Origin of the sequence: Mesorhizobium sp. B2-1-3A (genome assembly GCF_006442655.1) — a bacterium.
In the GTDB taxonomy this organism is placed as follows: domain Bacteria; phylum Pseudomonadota; class Alphaproteobacteria; order Rhizobiales; family Rhizobiaceae; genus Mesorhizobium.
The window spans coordinates 727852-747453 of sequence record NZ_VFWK01000002.1 but is presented as its reverse complement, the minus strand read 5'-3'; the positions used below and the strand labels follow the sequence as shown (position 1 = coordinate 747453).

General features: G+C 62.9%; 22 protein-coding genes. 11 read left to right on the top strand and 11 right to left on the bottom strand.

Annotated features, from left to right (window positions below):
- The first annotated feature begins 17 nt into the window (after positions 1-17).
- The gene (locus FJ977_RS10140) at positions 18-1091 is read left to right on the top strand and encodes a glycosyltransferase (RefSeq protein ID WP_181179735.1); all 1074 of its coding nucleotides are present in this window, start codon (positions 18-20) and stop codon (positions 1089-1091) included.
- 90 nt (positions 1092-1181) lie between these two features.
- Here FJ977_RS10140 and gshB read toward each other — a convergent pair whose 3' ends face one another.
- The 3 genes from gshB to FJ977_RS10125 form a co-directional block, all read right to left on the bottom strand.
- Positions 1182-2135 (bottom strand): glutathione synthase, encoded by a 954-nt coding sequence (gshB, locus tag FJ977_RS10135; protein WP_140770924.1) that lies wholly within the window; start codon positions 2133-2135, stop codon positions 1182-1184.
- A 157-nt stretch (positions 2136-2292) separates the two neighbouring features.
- Positions 2293-2667 carry a GtrA family protein gene (locus FJ977_RS10130; RefSeq protein WP_140770922.1) on the bottom strand — a complete coding sequence of 125 codons (375 nt, stop codon included), beginning with the start codon at positions 2665-2667 and terminating at the stop codon, positions 2293-2295.
- A 4-nt stretch (positions 2668-2671) separates the two neighbouring features.
- A complete protein-coding gene (locus FJ977_RS10125) occupies positions 2672-3676 on the bottom strand; it encodes a glycosyltransferase (protein WP_140770921.1) in 1005 nt (334 codons plus the stop codon).
- 164 nt (positions 3677-3840) lie between these two features.
- Between FJ977_RS10125 and FJ977_RS10120 the strand changes: the two genes are divergently transcribed.
- Positions 3841-5634 (top strand): GtrA family protein, encoded by a 1794-nt coding sequence (locus FJ977_RS10120; protein WP_140770919.1) that lies wholly within the window; start codon positions 3841-3843, stop codon positions 5632-5634.
- Here FJ977_RS10120 and FJ977_RS10115 read toward each other — a convergent pair.
- Positions 5618-5842 (bottom strand): hypothetical protein, encoded by a 225-nt coding sequence (locus FJ977_RS10115; RefSeq protein WP_140770917.1) that lies wholly within the window; start codon positions 5840-5842, stop codon positions 5618-5620. The two genes, FJ977_RS10120 and FJ977_RS10115, sit on opposite strands and share 17 nt — an antisense overlap.
- 2 nt (positions 5843-5844) lie before the next feature.
- On the opposite strand from FJ977_RS10115, the gene FJ977_RS10110 reads away from it, so the two are divergent.
- From FJ977_RS10110 to FJ977_RS10070, 9 genes are all read left to right on the top strand, one after another.
- Positions 5845-7194 carry an EAL domain-containing protein gene (locus FJ977_RS10110; RefSeq protein ID WP_140770915.1) on the top strand — a complete coding sequence of 450 codons (1350 nt, stop codon included), beginning with the start codon at positions 5845-5847 and terminating at the stop codon, positions 7192-7194.
- 256 nt (positions 7195-7450) lie between these two features.
- On the top strand, positions 7451-8218 hold the full coding sequence (locus FJ977_RS10105) for an SDR family oxidoreductase (protein WP_140770913.1): 768 nt from the start codon (positions 7451-7453) through the stop codon (positions 8216-8218).
- Positions 8215-9168, top strand: coding sequence for a 2-dehydro-3-deoxygalactonokinase (locus FJ977_RS10100; protein WP_140770912.1), 954 nt, complete (start codon positions 8215-8217; stop codon positions 9166-9168). Before FJ977_RS10105 ends, FJ977_RS10100 begins: the two co-directional genes overlap by 4 nt.
- The gene (locus FJ977_RS10095) at positions 9165-9803 is read left to right on the top strand and encodes a 2-dehydro-3-deoxy-6-phosphogalactonate aldolase (protein WP_140770910.1); all 639 of its coding nucleotides are present in this window, start codon (positions 9165-9167) and stop codon (positions 9801-9803) included. Before FJ977_RS10100 ends, FJ977_RS10095 begins: the two co-directional genes overlap by 4 nt.
- A complete protein-coding gene (locus FJ977_RS10090; protein ID WP_140770908.1) occupies positions 9803-10684 on the top strand; it encodes an SMP-30/gluconolactonase/LRE family protein in 882 nt (293 codons plus the stop codon). Before FJ977_RS10095 ends, FJ977_RS10090 begins: the two co-directional genes overlap by 1 nt.
- A gap of 92 nt (positions 10685-10776) precedes the next feature.
- Complete coding sequence (locus tag FJ977_RS10085) at positions 10777-11853, top strand: D-alanine:D-lactate ligase-like protein (RefSeq protein WP_140770906.1); 1077 nt, start codon at positions 10777-10779, stop codon at positions 11851-11853.
- Positions 11854-12067: 214 nt separating this feature from the next.
- Entirely contained in the window at positions 12068-12361 is a 294-nt protein-coding gene (locus tag FJ977_RS10080) for a hypothetical protein (protein WP_140770904.1), read from the top strand.
- Between the two features lie 40 nt (positions 12362-12401).
- Positions 12402-13844: a protein kinase gene (locus FJ977_RS10075; protein WP_181179733.1), complete on the top strand. Its 1443-nt coding sequence runs from the start codon at positions 12402-12404 to the stop codon at positions 13842-13844.
- Positions 13845-13941: 97 nt separating this feature from the next.
- Complete coding sequence (locus FJ977_RS10070) at positions 13942-15210, top strand: low temperature requirement protein A (RefSeq protein ID WP_202325148.1); 1269 nt, start codon at positions 13942-13944, stop codon at positions 15208-15210.
- Positions 15211-15327: 117 nt separating this feature from the next.
- On the opposite strand, the gene FJ977_RS10065 is transcribed toward FJ977_RS10070, so the two are convergent.
- The 7 genes from FJ977_RS10065 to pmtA form a co-directional block, all read right to left on the bottom strand.
- Positions 15328-15744 (bottom strand): GFA family protein, encoded by a 417-nt coding sequence (locus FJ977_RS10065; protein ID WP_140770900.1) that lies wholly within the window; start codon positions 15742-15744, stop codon positions 15328-15330.
- 42 nt (positions 15745-15786) lie between these two features.
- Entirely contained in the window at positions 15787-16251 is a 465-nt protein-coding gene (locus FJ977_RS10060; RefSeq protein WP_140770898.1) for an SRPBCC family protein, read from the bottom strand.
- The gene (locus tag FJ977_RS10055) at positions 16248-16568 is read right to left on the bottom strand and encodes a helix-turn-helix domain-containing protein (protein ID WP_056573871.1); all 321 of its coding nucleotides are present in this window, start codon (positions 16566-16568) and stop codon (positions 16248-16250) included. The genes FJ977_RS10060 and FJ977_RS10055 overlap by 4 nt, the downstream gene beginning before the upstream one ends.
- 232 nt (positions 16569-16800) lie before the next feature.
- Positions 16801-17088 carry a DUF1330 domain-containing protein gene (locus FJ977_RS10050; RefSeq protein WP_056573865.1) on the bottom strand — a complete coding sequence of 96 codons (288 nt, stop codon included), beginning with the start codon at positions 17086-17088 and terminating at the stop codon, positions 16801-16803.
- Positions 17089-17260: 172 nt separating this feature from the next.
- Complete coding sequence (gene pyrF, locus FJ977_RS10045; protein WP_162258942.1) at positions 17261-17974, bottom strand: orotidine-5'-phosphate decarboxylase; 714 nt, start codon at positions 17972-17974, stop codon at positions 17261-17263.
- Between the two features lie 11 nt (positions 17975-17985).
- The gene (locus tag FJ977_RS10040; protein ID WP_140770896.1) at positions 17986-18582 is read right to left on the bottom strand and encodes an NADPH-dependent FMN reductase; all 597 of its coding nucleotides are present in this window, start codon (positions 18580-18582) and stop codon (positions 17986-17988) included.
- Positions 18583-18964: 382 nt separating this feature from the next.
- On the bottom strand, positions 18965-19570 hold the full coding sequence (pmtA, locus tag FJ977_RS10030; protein ID WP_140770892.1) for a phospholipid N-methyltransferase PmtA: 606 nt from the start codon (positions 19568-19570) through the stop codon (positions 18965-18967).
- Between the last annotated feature and the right edge of the window lie 32 nt (positions 19571-19602).

Sequence of the window (19602 nt, the reverse complement as noted above, 5' to 3'; positions counted from 1 at the left end):
GTGCGAAGGAGCGCCTCGTGGAAGAAAGCATCCTCCCAAGCGGGGCTGGTTCTCACATCGCACTACCAACCATATCCGTTTGCGTAGGCTGTTTCAATCAAGAGGCATTCATCGACACTGCGATCCGATCCGTAGCGGCGCAGACGTACACTGCGTTCGAGTGCGTGGTGGTCGATGATTTTTCGACCGACGGTTCCCGCCGAAGGATTGAAGAGTGTCTGTCCCAGCTTGGCGACAGTCGTTTCCGCTTTCTGCCCCGACCGCAAAATGGCGGGCAGTTGGCAACAATAATGACTGGGCTCGACGCGACAGCCGGACCTCTGATCTCCTTTCTTGACGGTGACGATGCCTGGCATCCTGACTTCATAAAATGCCATGCGACAGCCCATCTCAGTCACACCCGTATCGCGGCGATATCGAGCTCCGATGAAGTGTTGATAGATGCGGCCGGCAAGCTGCTTGCTGGCGGTCATCCCGTATTCCACCTGAATGACCCGCGATCGATGCCGAAAATGAGCCGTTACCTGCATGTCGATACGGAAGCTGACCCAACATTGTTATTTATTGATCGAGGTACTGTGGGTTGGTTTTGGTCAACCACATCGGGGATGATGTTTCGTCGAGCTCCGCTTGAAATCATGCGTCCATCTGATCCGGACGAAATTAGGATAGGTGCCGATGGTTATATGGCTCGTGCTGCCCACATGATTGGGGGAACCGTGAGGATCGAGCGGGTTCTTGGCAGTTATCGACTTCACGGCGGCAATGGCTGGGCGGACGGGCGCGTCCTGGGTGGCGGAGTTGACCTCGGTAGGATGTCGCCTGATACCGAAAGAGCGATACGGCGGGCACTGGCCAATCGTTGGTGCGAGGTGGCGCCGGGACTGGAGCATTTGATCTCCCGCCACTCAATGCGCAGGACCTTGGTCGACTTGATCGGACTGTCTGCGGCTTTTGCATTGCTGGAAAAGAACCCCGATGCGGGTTTTCTGCTGAAAGACTGGGCAACACCACGGCGAAAATTGCAGACCAAACTTATCGGTCTCCTTCCCCCGAAACTGAGGCCTCGGCGCTTCCGGGACAGAGTTTGATGTGATGGCCGCTGCTCAGCAGTCTTATTCGATAAAGAGCATCTTTCGATGCTTCTCTGGGCTCACCGAAGTCCTCCGTAACAACACACCTTACACGGCCGACTTCCGCCGCTTCTCCTCCACGCAATCCCAGAACAGGCTGGCAATGTCGGCGCCGCCGAAACGCTGCACCTCGCGCACGCCGGTCGGCGACGTCACGTTGATCTCGGTCATGTAGTCGCCGATGACGTCGATGCCGACCAGGATGAAGCCGCGTTCCCTGAGCGATGGCCCGATGCGGGCGCATATCTCGCGCTCGCGTTCCGTCAGCTCGGTTTTCTCGGCGCGGCCGCCGACATGCATGTTGGAGCGGGAGTCGTGCTCGGCCGGCACCCGGTTGATGGCGCCGACCGGCTCGCCGTCGATCAGGATGATGCGCTTGTCGCCCTTGCGAACGTCCTTCAGGTAGCGCTGCACGATATAGGGCTCGCGGAACAGCTGGCCGAACATTTCGAGCAGCGAGGCGAGGTTGCGGTCGGCTTCCAGCAGATGGAAGATGCCGGCGCCGCCATTGCCGTAGAGCGGCTTGACGATGATGTCGCCGAACTCCTTGCGGAAGGCGGCGACTTCCAGCGGATCCTTGGTGATCAGCGTTTCCGGCATCAGGTCGGCAAACTCGGTGACGAAGATCTTTTCCGGGCTGTTGCGCACCCAGGCCGGGTCGTTGACGACCAGCGTCTTCGGGTGGATGCGCTCCAGTATATGCGTGGTGGTGATGTAGTTCATGTCGAAGGGCGGATCCTGGCGCAGCAGGATGACGTCTATCTCGGAGAGATCGGTGCGCACCTTTTCGCCCAGCGAGTAGTGATTGCCCTTCTCATCGCGCAGCTGCATCTCCTCGATGCGGGCAAACACCTTGCCGTCGCGCAGCGACAGCCGGTCGGGCGTATAGTGGAACAATTGGTGGCCGCGCCGCTGCGCTTCCAGCGACAGTGCGAAAGACGTGTCGCCGGCGATCGACACGGCGGAGATATGGTCCATCTGGACGGCGATTTTCAACTTCATGGCAGGTCCCCAGCGCAGTCGACGAGAGCGATATAAGGGTCGCGGCGCCTTCTGCCAATCGGGCCAGCGATCTAAAGCGCATCCTTGCGACGCGCTTTAGACATTGGCTTCATGCATGTCGTTGTCCCAGACGGAAGCCACTTTCGGGAGGCATGCATCAACGATCAAAGACCAGCCTGGAATAACCGAGGAAGGACAGCGCCATGGCGGCCAGCGAGGCGATGGCGAGGGCGGCAAGCGGCGGCGCTGCCGGCAGCGCCAGCAGGATCGCGGAATAGACGAGGTAGTTGACGATGCTGGTGGCGATGCCGACGCCGCCATAGCGGGCGCCTTCTCGTGCCATGCCGCGGCGCGAGGGCGCGAAGGTCAGGTGCCGGTTGATCTGCCAGGTGACGCAGAGCGCGAAGCCTATCGACAGCACTCGGGCGGCGAAGGGCCCGAGCGGTGTGAAGGTGAGCAGCAGCCAGAGCGCCGCCGCGTCGGCGGCGAAACCGATGCCGCCGGCAAAACCGAAGCGGACGAGGCGGCTCACCGCCTCAGGCCGCCCGGGGTGTCTTGCCCGGCGCGACCTTTGCCGCGGCGGGCGCGATCGCGCCGGTGCGACGCTCGGCACGGCCTGAAGGCATGGAGAGATAGAAGATGCGCTTCTGTTCGGCCCGCCCGCGCGACACCGAATCAAGGATCAGCCCGGTCACCGCCGCAAGCATGGACAGGAGCAGCAAACCGACCGACAGCACCCAGGTCGGTATGCGCGGGACGAGGCCGGTTTCAGCGAACTCGACCAGCACCGGCGCCATCAGGAACAGGCTCGAGGCCAGGAAGAACAGCGAAAAGGCGCCGAAGAAGCGCAGCGGCTGCGTCTCCTTCATCAGCATGGCGAACATCCACAGGATCCTGGCGCCGTCGCCAAAGGTCGACAGTTTCGACGACGACCCGGCCGGCCGGCGGCCGTAGTCGAGCGCGATTTCGCTGACCGGCAATTTGAGCTGCGAGGCGTGTACCGACATTTCGGTCTCGATCTCGAAGCCGCCGGAGACCGCTGGAAAGCTCTTGACGAAGCGCCTGGTGAAGACACGGTAGCCGGAGAAGATGTCGGTGAAATCGCTGCCGAACAGCCATTTGTAGAGTCCGTTGAAGACACGGTTGCCGAAAGCATGGCCGGCCCGTCCGGCATCGTCGGAGACGCCGCGCCTGGTGCCCACCACCATGTCGGAACGTTCGGTCAGCAGTGTGTTGATCAGCTGTGGCGCGTCCTCGGGCGCATAGGTGCCGTCGCCATCGGCCATCAGATAGATGTCGGCATCGATGTCGGCGAACATGCGACGCACCACATTGCCCTTGCCCTGGCGCGGCTCGCGCACGACGATGGCACCTGCCGCTCGGGCGCGGAGCGCCGTCAGGTCCTTCGAATTGTTGTCATAGACATAGACGGTGGCGGCCGGCAGCGTTTCGCGGAACCGCCGCACCACCTCGGCGATGGTCAACTCCTCATTGTAGCAAGGCAGGAGCACGGCGATGACAGGTTCGTGGTCTTGCGGCATTTTCGTCTCCGAATGCCTTGTCGACCACACGGCCGCGCGCCGGAAACCGGCCTCATCCAGGCGGTTTTACTATTTATTGAAGCCGTTAAGGCTAGGTTTAAGACCGACTTCATGAGTGTCGATTGGCCTGGAAAGGCCCGGCATTCCCGCCAAGGGCGATCGGGATGGGCACAGCAAGGGGAACTTCCGCGGGGAAGTCCGATATCGCGTTCGCGCTGCTCGCCGCCTTGCTGCTGCTGGCTCTCAACGCCTGTGCCGGGTTCCCGCAACTGGCCAATCCGGCGGGCGACAATGACAGCTTGCTGCAACTGGTCGAAGTCCGCGATCTGCTGGCCGGCCAGGGCTGGTTCGACCTGCACCAGTACAGGATGGGGCTGGAAGGCGGCTTCGTCATGCACTGGTCGCGGCTGCTCGATGCGCCGCTGGCGCTTGCGATCCTCGCCGTGTCGGCCCTGACGGGCAGCACCGCCCTGGCCGAACAGATCGTGCAAATAGTCTGGCCTGCCCTGCAATTCTTTCTCGCGATGTTCTTCATCATCCGCGCCGCGCGCGCTTTCGCCGGCGCGCACGCCGTGCTGCCCGCCGCCGTGGTCGGTGGCGCGGCCCTGTACTACATTGGTATTTTTTCGCCCGGCGCTCTCGATCATCACAATGTCCAGCTGATGCTGACCCTGGCGAGCCTCGCCCTGCTGCTGGAGGCGCCGACGCACCGGTCGGCGGCGTTTGTCGCGGGCATCTGCGCGACATTGACCTTGGCCATCGGCATGGAAAGCGCTCCCTATGCCGGAGCCCTCGGCGCCGTCGTCGCACTGCTGTTTCTCGGCAATCGCGACGGCGAAAGGCTGATCGCAAGGGATTTCGGCCTCGGCGTCGCCGGCGTCTCGGCCCTTGTCTTCGTCACCACCATCCCGGTTTCATCCTGGGGCCAGGCCCAGTGCGACACATTCTCGGTCGTGCAATTCGCGGTCACCGGGCTTGCCGGAGCCGGTTTGGCAGCGATCGCCTCCTTGAGGGCCGCGAACGCAACGGCTGCCCGGCGCCTGATCTCGTTTGGCCTGCTTGCCGTCACGCTCGCTCTGGTCGTGGTGCTGCTGTTCCCGCAATGCCTGGCGGCGCCCTATGCCCATCTCGACCCGCGCCTGCAGCAGATGTGGCTCGGCCATATCGAGGAGGCGCAGTCGATCGTCCAGCTTGTCTCCGATGACCCGGCCAGGGTGGTGGCGCGTTTTGCCACGCCGCTGGTGGCGATTGTGCTGATGGCGCTTCGCCTCGGCCATGGCGGCTGGCGGCGGCAGGACAGCCTCGTCGGCGCGCTGCTGATCGTCGCGGTCCTGGTCAGCGCCTGGGAAGTACGCGGCTCGACCTTCTCCATTGCCTTCGCGGTGATCCCGCTTTCGGCCTGGATCGCCAAATGGCGGCAGCAGGCCGAGACCAGCCCGTCCAGCGGCTCGATGCTCAGGATGGCCGCCGCCTGGTTGATCTCGGTCAATGCGATCTGGTCGGGCGCCGCTCAAGCCGCATCGAGCGCCTTCGAGACCGGTGCACCTGCCGGCGACGCCAGCATCGATGCGCCCTGCAACAGCAAGGCTTCGTTCGCGGCACTCGGCGCGATGACGCCCACCACGGTCCTTGCCATCTCCAATCTTGGCTCGCCGATCCTCGCCTTCACCGGTCATCGCGTTTTCGCCGGTCCCTACCATCGCAACGTCGCAGGAAACCTGCTCGTGTTCGATGCCTTGCTGGGCTCGGCCGCCGACGCGAAAGCCATCGTCGAAAGCCACCATGTCGGCCTTGTTGCGCTCTGCCGCGGCAACACGGAAAGCCGGCTGTTCGCGGCCAAGGCGCCGGACGGCTTCCTGGCCGGTCTGATGCGCGGCAGCGTGCCGGACTGGCTGGAGCCAGTGGCGGGAACCCGTGGCACGCCACTTGAACTCTACCGCGTCAAATCAAGCGGCTGAAAATCCGCGTGAAAACAATGGCCTGATGCTTTCTGCGGATGGCCTCGCGAAGGCAGCCGGCTGTCTGTTTGGGCAAGATCGCCGGTGAAACCCGGATCCATTTTTCGGGATCATGCGCCGGCGGCGAAAAATTGGTTTTCAGGATACGTTTCCTAAAGGGTTTGCTGCCAGTCTCGGAAATAAATTCCGACGTCAAAAACAGGGACACCGATGCAAACTCCGTTTGGCACCGGTCAGGCAAATAGGGAGAGCACGGATCTGGCCTTCACCGATCCGTTGACCGGGCTTGGCAATCATCGCCGCTTCTTCGACAAGGTCGATCGCCTGATCAGCGACCGCGCCGACGATCCCGCGCCGTTTACCGTCGGCATTCTCGACCTTGACGGCTTCAAGCCGATCAACGACCTGTTCGGCCACAAGGCCGGCGACGACATCCTGATCCAGGTCGCCATGCGGCTGCGCGCCTCGATGGACGGCCACTCGACGGTCTGCCGCATCGGCGCCGACGAATTCGCCTTCCTCTATCCGCTGGTGTTCTCGGAGGAGGCGGCGGCGGAGAAGTCCCGCATGCTGATCGAGATCCTGTCGGCGCCCTACGATGTCGGCGAACGCACCGCCAGGCTGTCGGCCTCGGTCGGCTGCTCGCTGTTCTATTCCGGCGACGAGACCACCGAGATCCTCATCAACAAGGCCGAAACGGCGCTCTACCACGCCAAGCGCTCCGGCCGAGGCCGGGTCGTGGTCTACACGCGTGAGATGGAAGAGGCGGCCAAGCGCGTCACCCGCATCGAGCAGGCGCTTCGCCGTGCCGTCTCGGCCGGCGAGGTTGAGCCGCATTTCCAGCCGATCGTCGATCTCACCACGCGTCGCACAATCGGCTTCGAGACGCTGGCGCGCTGGACCGATCGCGACCTCGGCGCGGTGCCGCCGACGGTCTTCATCCCCATCGCCGAGGAACGCGGCATCATCGGCCCGTTGTCGCAGCTGGTGCTGCGCAAGGCGACCGAGGCGGCCAGGAGCTGGCCGAATGACCTGTTCCTGTCCTTCAACCTTTCGCCCTCGCAGCTCGTCGACCAGAACACCGGCCTGCACATACTGGCGATCCTCGACCGCACCGGCTTCGACCCGCGCCGCCTCGAGATCGAGATCACCGAGACCGGCCTGATGAACGATCCGGCCTCGGCGGCGCAGATCGTCGAGGATCTGCGCCGCGTCGGCATCCGCGTCTCGCTCGACGATTTCGGCACCGGCCAGTCCTCGCTCGGCCGCCTGCGCGAATTCCATTTCGACAAGCTCAAGATCGACCGCGCCTTCGTCTCCTCCATACTCGATGACCGGCCGTCCGAACACATCATCCGCGCTATTCTGGCCATGTGCGAGGGGCTCGGAATGGACGTGGTCGCCGAAGGCATCGAAGAAGAAGCGCAGGCCGACCGCCTGGTCCAGTTCGGCTGTGCCGGCGGGCAGGGCTATCTGTTCGGCAGGCCGGTCGATGCCGACGCCACGCTCGGCTATCTCCGCGATTCCTTCCGTGGTGCATTGCGCGCCAAGGCGATCTGACCGGGATCTCTGTTCGGCCGACCATCGCGACATTGCGCCGAATGCGGCGCATTGTCGTTTTGTCTGACATAAGCCCCCAAATCCAGCTTTTCGCCCTTGCCCGCGCGACTTGCGTGGCTAGGATGCGCGCCGGTCAGGCTGCAGCGCCACGCGTCCTTCAGCACGCGTAAAGGACGCTGCGGCAGTTTTGGTTTGAACATGAGCCTTTCCGAAAATCGATCCGATTTTCGGGGTCATGTGCGAGGAGAGAAAAGACATGATGCCATCGGCGGATTTTGCCGACCTCAGGGGGGCCTCGGTGCTGATCACCGGCGGCGGGTCCGGGATCGGCGCGGCCCTGACCGAGGGGTTTGTGCGCCAGGGCGCCAACGTCGCCTTCATCGACATCGCCGACGGCCCGAGCATGCTGCTTGCCGACCGCATCGAGAAGGAGTTCGGCCGGCGGCCGCTCTACCTCAAGACCGACCTGCGCGACATCGAGGCGCTGCGGGCCGCGGCGGCCAAGGCGGCCGAGGCGCATGGCGATGTCACGGTGCTCATCAACAATGCCGCGTGGGACGAGCGCCATGCCGTCGAGGACGTGACGGTGGAGTTCTGGGACAACAACCAGGCGATCAACCTCAGGCCTCATTTCTTCACCGCGCAGGCGGTGGCACCGGGCATGAAACGGGCCGGCGGCGGCTCGATCATCAATTTCACCTCGACATCCTACCTCATCAACCACCCCGACATGCCGGCCTACACCGCCGCCAAAGCGGGCATCCTCGGTTTGACAAAGGGCCTGGCCGGCAAGCTCGGACCGGACCGTATCCGCGTCAACGCCGTCGCGCCCGGCTGGGTGATCACCGAACGGCAGCAGGAACGCTGGGTGACCGAAGGGGCGCTTGCCGCCCATGTCGCCAAGCAGTGCATCAAGGACGTCATGCGCCCGGACGACATGGTCGGCACGGTGCTGTTCCTGGCCTCGGACGCGTCGCGCATGCTGACGGCGCAAATGCTGATCGTCGACGGAGGCTTCCTGTGAGCCCAGCCAGCAACGCTCCCGCGGTCGCGGCGCTCGATTGGGGCACCACCCGGCTTCGGGCATGGCTGATCGACGGCAGCGGCAAGGTACTCGCCGAACGTCGCAGCGACGACGGCCTGATCACGGCGCGCGAAAAGGGGTTCTCCAACGTCCTCGAAGGTCACCTTGGCGCCATGGGAGCGCCGGAAAAATTGCCCGTCATCATCTGCGGCATGGCCGGTTCCCGCCAGGGCTGGATCGAGGCGCCCTATGTGTCCGTGCCGGCGCCGATCGGCGCCATCCTGCGCGGTGCGGCCCGCATCGAGGACGGGCGCCGCGACATCCGCATCGTGCCGGGCCTCGCCCAGCGTCTGGCTGACGCGCCGGATGTCATGCGGGGTGAGGAAACACAGCTTGCCGGCGCTGGTTTGCCGGCAAAGGGGCGACATCTCGCCTGCATGCCGGGCACGCACTCGAAATGGGTCGTGGTCGAGGATGGCGCGGTCGCCGGCTTCGGCACCTGGCCGACAGGCGAATTGTTCTCGGTGCTGGCGGCGCATTCCATCCTCAAGCATTCGCTGGGCGAGCACCCGGCTCCGGTGGCGGTGGACAACCCATTCTTCCGGCAATGGTGCGAACGGGCGCTTGGCGAGGGCGGCGACGTCACCTCGAAGCTGTTTGCCATCCGTGCCGCCGGGCTCCTGCAGGACCTGAAGTCGGAAGATGCGGCGGCCTGCCTGTCCGGGCTTCTGATCGGCGGCGAGATCGCCTCGGCGAAGCGCCGCTATGGCGCCGGCCATGCGCCGATCGTGCTGATCGCGTCCGGCGCGCTCGCTTCGCTCTATTCGTCAGCACTCGACCTTGCAGGACTTGCCTTCCGCACGGTCGATGCGGATGAAGCGGTGCGCGCCGGCCTGATCGAGGCCGCGCGCGAGAACGGTATGATCGCCACAACCGGAGCCTTGGCATGACCGAGACCGCAGCCTTTCCGAAACTCAAGCGCGGGCTGGTCGCCATCCTGCGCGGCCTGAAGCCCACTGAGGCGATTGCCATGGGGCAGGCGCTGTTCGACGCCGGCATCGAGGCGATCGAGGTGCCGCTGAATTCGCCCGAGCCTTTCTCCTCGATCGCCAGGATTGTCGAAGTGCTGCCGAAGTCGGCCCTGGTCGGCGCCGGCACGGTTCTGACGGCGGCTGATGTCGACGGCCTGCACAAGGCTGGCGGGCGGCTCCTGGTCAGCCCCAACATCGATGCCGAGGTGATGGCGCGTGCCATGCACCACGGCATGGTGACGATGCCAGGCGTGTTCACGCCCACCGAGGCTTTCCAGGCGATCCGGCTGGGCGCTTCGGCCCTGAAATTCTTTCCGGCGAGCGTGCTCGGGGCGGGTGGCATTTCGGCGATCCGGGCGGTGCTGCCGGCACAGACCCTGGTCGGCGCGGTTGGCGGCGTTTCGGAAAAGGATTTTGCCGGCTACAAGGCGGTCGGGGTCACGGTCTTCGGCCTCGGCTCCAGCCTGTTCAAGCCCGGCATGAGCGTCGACGATGTGGCAGTGCGTGCGCACGCCGCCGTCGCGGCCTGGGATGCGGTGTTCGGAGACGCATGATGATTGAAGCGATTGTTTCTGTTTTTTCCGACCATGTCTGCCAACTCGGCGAAGGACCGAGCTACGATCCCGCCACCGATGCGCTGTTCTGGTTCGACATCGTCAACGGCCAGCTTCTGGAGAAGCAACTGTCCGGCGGCGCGACCAAGGTCCATGAGCTCGGCCAGATGGCGAGCGCCATCGCCATCATCGACGACAAGCGGCAGCTGATCGCCACCGAGACCGGGCTTCATGTCCGCGATGTCGCGACCGGCAAGATGACGCTGCACACGCCGATCGAAGCCGACAATCCGGTCACCCGCTCCAACGATTCGCGCGTCCATCCCTGCGGTGCGCTGTGGACCGGCACGATGGGCAAGGGCGAGGAAAAGGGCGCCGGCTCGATCTACTGGTTCTTCAAGGGCGAACTGCGCCGCCTGTTTTCGGATATCACCGTCTCCAATTCGATCTGCTTTTCCGCCGACGGCGCGCTTGCCTATTATACCGACACATCGACCGGATTGCTGATGCGTGTCGCCTGCGATCCGGCGACCGGCCTGCCGGTGGGCGAGCCGAAGATTTTCGTCGATCACCGTTCCGCCAAGGGCTATATCGACGGTTCGGTGCTCGACCGCGACGGCATCCTGTGGAATGCCGTGTGGGGCGGGAGTGTCATCGAGGCCTATGGACCCGACGGCAAGCTCGTTCGCACGGTCGCCATGCCGGTGACGCAGCCGTCCTGTCCGGCCTTCGTCGGCAAGAATGCCGATCGCCTGGCGGTCACGTCGGCCTGGTCGGGCAAGAGTGAGAAGCAGCGCCTGCTCGACCTGCAGGGCGGCATGACTTTCCTGCTCGACATTCCCGTCAATGGCCGGTTCGAGCCGCGCGTGCTGATAGCCTGACCTGTCACACAACCGCCCGCGCCGGTCGGTTTCCCGCAAGCCGATTGAAAAGGCCGTGCGATTGTAGCGCCTGATTTCGCCCGGAGCATTCGATGCCGCACAAGACGCCGACGCTGATCCTCGTCCATGAGCCGGAGAAGGCCTGTTTCGATAGGCTTGTCGCGGATGGCTACCCGAAGGAACGCGCCATCGAGATCTCGTCCTATCTGGCGCAGTCAACCGACCTGGCGCCGGAATTCGGCCTGCTCGCTGCCGCGTGCGACAAGCGTGGCCTTGCGTTCACGGCGGTCGAGCTCGACGATGCGGCGTCGGTGCTGGCGAAGGCTGATCCCGATACGACGCTGGTCTGGACGCTGACCGACGGCGTCGCCTATTTCCGGGGCGGCGCGGTGCCCGCGATGGCGCGGTTGAATGGGCTGCGCACGATTGGCGCCGACGATGCGCTGTTCGCGCTGTGCCAGGACAAGTTCCGCTCCGGCGCCGTGCTAGGCGCGCTCGGCCTGCCGGTGCCGCAGGCCGGCCTTGCCCGGGATGGCAAATGGCTGGTCGAGCCGCCGGCTTCCGCCGCCGGCTGGTTCGTCAAGCCAAACCGGCTTGGCGCCAAGATCGGCATATGGCCGGATTCGCGCGTTTCCGAACTCGCTCACGCGCTGGAACTCAGCCGGCGTGTCTTTTCCCATTATCGCGACGATGTCGTCGTCCAGCCCTATGTTGCCGGCCGCAACGTGCGTGCGAGCTTCCTCGGCCTCAATCCTGAAACGGGCGTAGAGGCTTTGGGCATCTTCTTCGTCGATTCCGGCGGCGATTTCCAGACCATGGCCGACTCGATGGCGCTCTATGGCGACACCGGCCAGGCGGCCAAGGATGCGGGGACCTATGTCGAGCCGGAGTTGGAACCCGTCGGCGCCAGCCTGCCGGCAGCCGACCGCAAGATCCGCGCCATTGCCGAACGGCTGATGAGCGGACTGGGCCTCAGAGATGTGTTCTCTGTCGATTTCAGGGTCGAGCCCGACGATACCGTCCATCTCATCGAGTTCGAGGTCTGTCCCGGCCTGCCTTGCTTCGACTTCCGCGACTACTGCCGCACGCGCTGGGGCATGAGCTTGTCGGAAGCCATGGCCGAAACCGTCGTTAAACGGCTTGTCGTGAAGTCGTCCCGACTTGCTTGAGGTCGGAACGTCAGCGCCTTCTTCCCCTCCGTGCCAAGCTTTCCAATGCTATGCTTCATTGTATCTGGGCCGATCGCTCTGACGCGAAGCCGTCAATAAGAATGAATATGAATATTAATTGACCGTTAGAATTTTAACTATTTTTTTAATCTTGGGTTTAGTGGATTAGAGCACGCTAAACGTGCGGCGTAATATTTATATTAGGAGATATCCAATGAAGGTTCATGCCGTTGTACATCGTGCAATTACAGATCCTCTTTTTGCTCTTGAGTTGTCAGGTAAAGCCAGCGAAGCATCTCGAAAATACCGTGAAAAAGGTGTTGTCGAGAGAGCGGACTGGGAAGGTGTTCTCGCAGAATTTGCAGATAGCCCGGAGGAACTTAGCCGGATGTTTGTAAAAGAGAAATTGACCGAAGACGGTACCACTTGGACTATTACGACAACTGCAACTGTAACAACAAGCTCCTGCACTGTTACCGTAACGACGGTTGGCACTACCATACTCTGACTTACATCTTACTCCATTTCCTGCTCGAGATAGGTGCTTCGTGCTGTCTGCGCATGGCGTCGAGACGCGCCCTTTTCGGGCGGCGGAAGATGACTGGGCAAAGCTTTGTGCCCAGTATCTTCCGCATGAATCAGAAGGTTCACTTTGGCGGTCCAGCCATGCCGTAATGGACATGGTTCCCGATCAAGGGTGGAAGATACATGTAACGGCAACTATTGTAACGGCTTCGAACGTCCTGAAGGCCGTTGGTCACTTCCTCGCCAGCAACGATGCCTGTTTCAAGGGGCCACGCACGCTCGGCGACCTGCGCAAGCTTAATTGCGGTCTGTTCTTCGGTTATACGCAGATTGGCAAGTTCCTGACGATCTATCCAAAGGATGATGAGGAGGCTTGCAGAATCGCGAAGGCCCTGGATGAGGCGACTCGCGAGTTTGTCGGACCTGCTGTCCCATACGAGCGTCGGATCTCGCCGGGAAGCAATGTCTACACGCGCTACGGCGCATTCAAGTCTCGTCCGATTGATGGCAGCGCGGGCGGCCCGAATGCTGTGCTTAAGCCTGATGGCTCGTTGACCCCAGACAATCGAATGGTGAATCCCGACTGGGCCGTACTGCCAAGGGGGCTTGTTAGCCTGAACCTCCCTGACGTCCGAACGGCTGGCCTGCTGAAGACACGTTTTCGAGCTTACGAGCCGATATCCCAACGCGGCAAGGGGGGTGTCTATCGCGCCATCGACCTGGCGGATATCCCCGCAAGGGCTTGCATCCTGAAGGAAGGTCGTGCGGCTGGCGAGTCTGACTGGGACGGCAGCGACGGACGCAGCCGACTGACGCGAGAACACGAAGTACTCATCTCCCTTGCCGACACGGTCGCAGTTCCGGCAATCCATGCCTTCTTCGAAGATGGCCCGAACCTCTATCTTGCATTAGAGTTTATCGAAGGCAATCCGCTAGCGGCAGTCCTGTCCCCAGAACAACCTTTGCTTGACTTGGCACCAATGTTGGAACTGGCCATCGCGGCCGCGGGCTTGCTTGAAGCAATTCATTCCAAAGGCTGGGTCTGGCGCGACCTGAAGCCGTCCAATCTGATCGTTGATGCAAGTGGCAAGTTGCGGCCTATCGATTTCGAAGGCGCGGAACGCACCCAGACGGTAGGGGCTTTGCCATGGGGCTCGCTCGGGTACATATCTCCTGAATGGTTGACTGCTCCGACGGTCGATCCCGCTCAGGATTGCTATGCGCTGGGAGTTCTTCTCCACCAATTGCTAACCAATCGCATTCCGACATCCAGCGGTCCGCTGGTTGCAGTCACGACGGTCAGGAGCGATGTCCCGCCCCCGATTTGCAGGTTGATCGAGGACTTGACCGACGCTGAGCCGGCGAAGCGGCCGTCGGCGGCTGCGGCACTGGACTGTCTTGGCGGGTTGGCGCATCGACTTCCAACGGTTGGCGCCGTTGATCGAAGTCTCGAGCCCGTCCCATAAGCCTGTGGACAAGCGAGATGAATGCATGTGGTAAGTAAGGATCCGCCGCTATACATCGGCTTGGTCCAAGCGTTCATTCGCCAGCCAAGGCCGCGCAATGATAACCACGCCTGTCATCCCTGAAACCCTGCACCATCACATCAGGCGCATGACCGGGCGCGATCCGCATGAAGGGCATCGTGTCGCCACCCCGCTCGAACTTCTGTTCGATCTGACCTTCGTGACGGCGTTCAGCTTTGCCTCCTCGCAGCTAGCCCACGCACTGGCCGAAGGCCATTACGCCTCGGCCTTGCTCGGCTTTGCTTTCGCCAGCTTCGCCATCTGCTGGGCCTGGATCAACTTCTCCTGGTTCTCCTCTGCCTATGACACCGACGATTGGGGCTTCCGCCTCGTCACCATGGTGCAGATGATTGGCGTGCTGGTGCTGGCCGTCGGCCTGCCGCGCATGTTCGCTTCCATCGAGCACGGCGAGCATCTCGACAATTCGGTGATGGTGCTGGGCTATGTGATCATGCGGTTGGCCATGATCTTCCAGTGGCTGCGCGCCGCGAGACAGGATCCCGCCCGGCGCCGCGCCTGCCTTACCTATGTCAAGGCAATCGCGGTTGCCCAGATCGGCTGGGTGGTGCAGATCGTTGTCGATTTCCCGGTCGGCACCAGCATCATACTGGCCGTCATCCTCGGCCTCATCGAGTTGGCGGGGCCGGTGATTGCCGAACGCAGGGATGGCGGCACGCCATGGCATGCGCACCACATGGCCGAGCGTTACAGCCTGTTCGCCATCATCGCGCTGGGGGAAGGGGTTGTCGGCACGCTCGCGAGCCTGTCGGCCGTGGTTGAGGAACAGGGCTGGTCCCTGGACGCGGCCCTGGTCTGCATCGCCGGCACCGGGCTCACCTTCGGCATGTGGTGGGTCTATTACATGCTGCCCTCCGCGCCGATATTGCACGCCCACCGCAACCGCGCTTTCGTCTGGGGCTATGGCCAGATGCTGATCGTCACCGCCATCGTCGCGACCGGCGCAGGCTTGCATGTCGCGGCCTATTTCATCGAGCACAAGGCGCATGTCGGCCCGCTTGCGACGCTGCTTGCCACCGCGATTCCCGTCAGTGTCTTCCTGGCGGCGATCTATGCGCTCTACACCTATCTCGTCAGGCGCTTCGACCCGTTCCACATCTGGCTGCTGGTCGCGACGGCGGCGGTCGTGGGGCTCGCCATCCTCGCTGCGCTTGCCGGCGTCGATATGGCGATCTGCCTTGTCATCCTGATGCTGGCGCCGGCCGTCACCGTCGTCGGCTACGAAACGCTCGGGCATCGCCACCAGGCGGAAGCGCTGGCCAGCGACGGGCATTCGACGGTTACTTAGAGCGGTTCAGCGTTTCACGGAATCGCAGAACCGCTCTAACTATTTGTTTTTACGCAATTCTGGACGGAAAACCGTTACACACTTTTCCTGGAATTGCTCTAGCCGGACTGTACCGGGCTATCCCGCGGGCATTCGCTCGAATGCCTGCAAGGAAGGATCGACAACATCCCAGCCATGGCCGCGGATCGTGTAGGTGACGGCCTGCGGCTTGAAATCGCCGGGGTCGTCGAGGCTGGCCGCGGGAACGGCGATCAGTTCCGGCATGGCGACGAATGTCAGGTAGACCGGTGTTCCGCAGGTCGGGCAGAAGGCGTGGATCTTTTCGTTGCCGCTGTCAGCGGCCACCCGCCAGGTGCTCGCGTCGCCGGTAATCGCCATATCGGCGCGCCGGCCGAAGGTCAGATAGGATCCGTGGCCCGTGCCCGCGCGCCTCTGGCAATCGCGGCATTGGCAATGGTTCTGGAAGATCGGCTCGCCGCTGGTCTCATAGCGGATCGCGCCGCACGCGCAGCCGCCTCTATAGCGCTTGGTCATTGTCGTTCTCCGCTGGCCTGGTCCGCACGATATCGCAGCACGTCAGGCCGATTTCGGCTTGGCGAAAAGGTCGATGCCGCTGCCGGTTTCGAGGAAGGATTTCAGGCTGGACAGCACGGCCGGCCAGCCTTGGCTGATGCCTTTCGCCATGCCGCTGCCGGCTTCGAGTTCGTCATGGGTGACGGTCAGCCGCACCATGGTGTCATATTCCTCGATGCCGAACGTCACCCGGCTGTATTTCGACGGGTCGTCGGCCTGCGAGGCGTTCGCCCAGGTCATCACCAGACGGGTCGGAGGCTCGATTTCGACGACCTTGCCGACCAGTTCGACGGTGCGCTCGTCATTGGCGCGAATGTGTTCCCATTTCGATCCCGCCTTCCAGTCCGAGACGTTCTCGTGGCCCCAGTAGCGCCGTGCGATGTCTGGCTTGGTTATGGCCTCGAACACTTTTTGCGGCGTCGAGCGGATGTAGGTCACGTAGACAAAACTGGTCGTCTCTCGGGTCATTGGCCCTCTCCTTCGAGTTCTTGCTTCAGGTCGTGCAGCAGGCTGAGCCGCTGCCGTTCGAATTTTCGCACCCAGCGCTCGTAGACTTCGTGCAGCGGCACCGGGTTGATGAAGTGCAGCTTCTCGCGGCCGCGCTTGACCGTGCTCACCAGATTGGCCGCCTCCAGGAGGTCGATGTGCTGGGTGGCGGATTGCCTTGCCATGTCCAGATGCTCGCAAAGCTGGCCGAGCGTCTGCCCGTTCTTCTCGCAGAGAAGGTCAAGCAGCCTTCTGCGTGTCGGGTCGCCCAGCGCTTTGAAAACCTTGTCGGCGTCCATCGGTCTCAATCTGTTGTGAGGTCATAATATGCAGGTAAATACCTGCATGTCAATCCGCAGTCGTTCCCGCCTCGCCGTGCTCGACGAGGCTATTCGGACGCTGACCTCGATTGCCGGATGGCCACGGATGACGTGTGGGCTTCGGGGTGGGCCCCGCCCTTGGGCCAAGCACGGCGCGCCTTCACGGTTTCGCCGGGACCATTCCCGGCTCCCAGTCTGACGGGACGGGGCCTCAGATGCCTTCGACCAGCACGATCTCGCCGTCGGCGACCTTCTGGCGGATGGCGACAGCGCGCTGGTATTCGGGCGAGTGATAGCAGTCATGCGCGACCGCGAGCGATTCGAATTCGATGATCACGTTGCGTCCGCGCCCTGGCCCTTCGGCCTTTTCATGCGCGCCGCCGCGCGCCAGGAACTTGGCGCCGAACCGGTCGAAGGCCAGCTTTGAAGCGGCGACGTAGTCCTTGTAGCCTTCGGCATCGCGCACATCGACGCGGGCGATCCAATATCCCTTGGGCATGCTTTTTCTCCGAGTTTCTGTCCTTCAAGCGAGGACCGGTCTTAAGAATCGCTCCGAAACGGCTCGTGGTGTTCTTGGGTCACCGCAGGGTGACAGGCGCAGCGTACCCAAAGCGGGGGAGCATCGGAAGCGCGGAAAACGCCGCCGCCGGGGCGAAGCTTGGAGCTGGTCCTCAGGCCGAGCGCATTTCTTCCAGAATGGCTTCGGCCGCCTCGCGTCGGTTGGCCGCCGCGACGATCGGCCGAGCCACAACAAGATGGCTGGCACCGTTGCGGATCGCCTGCGCCGGCGTCACCACGCGTTTCTGGTCGCCATGGTCGCTGCCCGCCGGCCGGATGCCGGGCGTCACCACCGCCATGTCCGGTCCGACGATGCGGCGCACGGCTTCAGCTTCGGCGGCCGAGCAGACGATGCCGCCCATGCCTGCGTGCAGCGCCTGTTCCGAGCGCCTGAGCACCAGCGTGTGCGGGTCATATTCATAGCCGACATCGATCATGTCCTGCTCGTCCATCGAGGTCAGCACGCTGACGGCGAGCAGGCAAAGGTCGCTGCCGCGTGCCGCCTCCACCGCCGCGCGCATTGCCTTCGGATAGGCGTGGATGGTCAGCATGGTCATGCCCATCTTGACGATGTTCTCGACGCCCTTGGCCACGGTGTGGTCGATGTCGAGCAACTTCATGTCGAGGAAGATCCTGGTGCCGCCGCTGGCCAGTTCCCTGGCGAAGTCCAATCCGCCAGCGAAGGCCAGCTGATAGCCGATCTTGTAGAAGGAGACGACGCCGTCGAGTTCGCGCACCGCCTGCTCGGCTTCCCTCACGGTCGGCACGTCGAGACCGACGATCAGTCTTTCCTGCATGGATTTGGCCTGCATGGGTTGGGTCTGCATGGCTGCGGCGATCACGCCTCGATCCGCGTGGACAGCATGCGCGAGGTTTCGATCAGCGTGCGGCATAGATGCTCCATCGATTTGTGCAGTCTCTCGTCACGAAAATTGCCGCCTTCCGCGAAGGCGTCGTCGCCGTCGGGCACCGAGCATTCCGGCGTCACCACCTCCATCTGGCAGCGCACCAGCACGGCGCGCAGATGATTGATGCAGCGGATGCCGGCGAAGTGTCCGTTGGAGGAGGAGCAGAGGGCGGCCACCTTGCCGGCAAGCGGTCTGACCGGCCGGCCACCATCGCGGCGCACGCGGCTAACCCAATCGATCGTGTTCTTGAGCAGCGGCGGGATCGAGCCATTATATTCCGGCGTGGCGATCAGCAGCCCGTCATGCGCGGCGATCAGACGGCCAAGCTTGACGGCGTTTTCAGGAACGCCCTTTTCCTTCTCAAGGTCCTCGTCGAGGATCGGCAGGGGATAATCGGCGAGCGAAATGCGGGTCACCTCGGCGCCTTGCACCGCAAGTTCCTTCTGCGCCACGTCGGCGGTCCTGCCGCTATAGGCGCCCGTCCGGTTCGAGCCGGCGAAGACGAGGATTCTCGCGATCACTGCCATTGGCCATCCTTGTTCCCGGACAGGTACAGCCAAGGTACGAGCAAATCAACGCGCCGCAGCTGAAAAATCGAAACCGATTTGAGGGATTGTGTGGGTGGTATTGGCCGAGGCCCTCTGACTTCGTCATCCTATGGCGGAGCAAGGAGCGAAGCGACGCGGCGCAGACCATAGGATCCATTCCGTGACCTTGGCTGTGGAGTGCAGCGGAGCAGAATTCTGCACCGCAGCGGCCGCCCCGGGAGTCGCGGCATGGATCCTCGGGTCTGCGCCGCGTCGCTACGCTCCTTGCTCCGCCCGTGGATGACGAAATGATTGATGTCTCTGCCAATCGCCAAGGTATGCAGCCAGCGCTAGTGATCCTCGAACGGTTTTGGCCGAGGAACTAATGCGCTTCCCTTCGATAGATCCACAGCTGCGTCGGCGGGATGTTGCGGATGATGAAATCGAAATGCTTGACCGTATAGTCGCCACGCCCGGCCGGGATCGGCGACATCGGGCCATAGGTCAGCTGCACGATCGGACGCCCGGCGGGGATACGGTCAAGCAGGCTCTCTATATAGGCGATGCGCTGGGCGACAGGGAAGTTGAGCAGCGGCACGCCGGACACGACGGAATCGAAGATCATCCCGCTCCGCTCGCCAAGCGTGGCGTTGAGGTTGAAGGCATCGCCCTCGATGACGTTGACGCCGGGGTAGAGGCGGCGCAGGTGGCGGACGAAATCGGTGTTGTATTCGACCGCGTAGAGGTTTTCGGGCCGCACGCCCTGGGCGAGGATGGCGCGGGTGATGACACCGGTTCCGGGGCCGACCTCGAGCACCGGCAGGCCGGACCTGGGATTGACGATCGAGGCCATCTTGCGCGCGGTGATCGAGCTGGTCGGAACGATCGAGCCGACCGTCTTCGGTTTGTCGATCCAGCCCTTGAAGAATTTGAGTTCGTCGTCGAACTTCTCGGCAAGCGCCTTCCGCAGTCCGTGACCACGTGTCATGCAAGCTCTCCTCAACGCTCCCCGCAAGCTAC